A 1,417-nucleotide genomic window follows, 5' to 3' on the forward strand; every position below is an offset into this window, starting at 1 on the left:
GAAGTTCGTTGAATCAATTTCCCGGCCTTTCTGGAATGACGAAATGTTGGTTAAAGAGCCGCTCGGACTCGCGCAGTCCATCTTCGGTAAAGATCACGGACTTCGTCTTGTTGACCGGATCTTCGATGAAACCTCGTTCGTAGAGCCGGTTCAGTACATTCCAGTCGAAACCCTTCCATGCACGGTATCGGTCATGCAGGGTCAGGTAGAGAAGTGCCAGGGCGACTTCATCAATTGCGTTGGTGTTGATGTTCATGATGCTTCGCCCGCTGCCTTCGTGACCCGCATACAGAACCGTTCGAGACTGGCCAGAATTTCATCAGCCGACTTGCTCCAGGAGAACGGCTGTGGATTGGGCGTTATAGATCTCCAGGTATTGACGGATCGCGTCTTCGAGTTGACGTGTCGAGCGATGGGTACCGCGTCGAAGGTATTTTTCAGTGAGCGAGGCGAACCATCGTTCAACCTTATTAAGCCACGACGCCGAGGTGGGCGTGAAGTGAACATGGAAGCGAGGATGACGAGCGAACCAGGCTTTGATCGAGGGCGTTTTGTGCGTGCCATAGTTGTCCATCACCAGATGCACATCCAGGTGCGACGGCACACTGGCTTCGATGGTGCGTAGAAAGCGCACGAATTCGCTGCTGCGATGGCGCCGGTGTACCTCGCCGATCACCTCGCCAGTCGCGATGTCCAGCGCCGCGAACAGCGTGGTCGTGCCGTGACGCATGTAATCGTGCGTGCGTCGTTCCGGCATGCCGGGTGCCAACGGCAGCATCGGTTACGTGCGATCGAGTGCCTGAATCTGGCTCTTCTCGTCCACGCACAACACCATGGCCTTAACCGGCGGATCCAGGTAAAGCCCGACGATATCTCGCACCTTGTCGACGAACATCGGATCACTGGAGAGTTTGAACGTTTCCTGCCGATGCGGCTGCAGACCAAAAGCACGCCAGATCCGCGTGACCGCCGTTTGCGACAGTTTCATCTCACGAGCCATCGTGCGCGTGCTCCAGTGAGTCGCGCCGACAGGTACGGACTCAAGCGTCTTTGCAATGACCGCATCGACGCGCGCGTCATCAATCGTCCTCGGCGCGCCGGGCCGAGGCGCATCGAGCAGTCCGTCCAGACGGTACATGACGAACCGCGCCCGCCACTTCGAGACCGTTTGCTGAGTGACCCGCTGTTTCGTCGCAACGCTCTTGTTGTCCAGGCCATCGGCACAGGCCAACACGATGCGCGCCCGCAATGCGAGGGCCTGTGCGGTCTTGCGTCGCAATGTCAGCGCTTGCAGTTCCTTGCGCTCCGATTTGCTCAGCACCAGTTCCCCTTTGGGCCGTCCGCTCATCCTTGCCTCCCTGCATCAAGTGCCACACAGAACACTTTAGTACGCGGTCGGCATCATTCAATGAATTTT

At 57.6% G+C, this 1,417-nt stretch carries 1 protein-coding gene and 1 pseudogene; both read right to left on the reverse strand.

The window, feature by feature from the left end:
- Nucleotides 1-13: 13 nt before the first annotated feature.
- On the reverse strand, nt 14-256 hold the full coding sequence (locus tag VSR68_RS42425; protein WP_342945369.1) for a DUF6429 family protein: 243 nt from the start codon (nt 254-256) through the stop codon (nt 14-16).
- Nucleotides 253-1,348 (reverse strand): annotated as a pseudogene (locus VSR68_RS42430) (IS630 family transposase). Before VSR68_RS42430 ends, VSR68_RS42425 begins: the two are co-directional and overlap by 4 nt.
- Between the last annotated feature and the right edge of the window lie 69 nt (nt 1,349-1,417).

It is taken from the genome of Paraburkholderia phymatum, from assembly GCF_038900715.1.
In the GTDB taxonomy this organism is placed as follows: Bacteria; Pseudomonadota; Gammaproteobacteria; order Burkholderiales; family Burkholderiaceae; genus Paraburkholderia; species Paraburkholderia phymatum_A.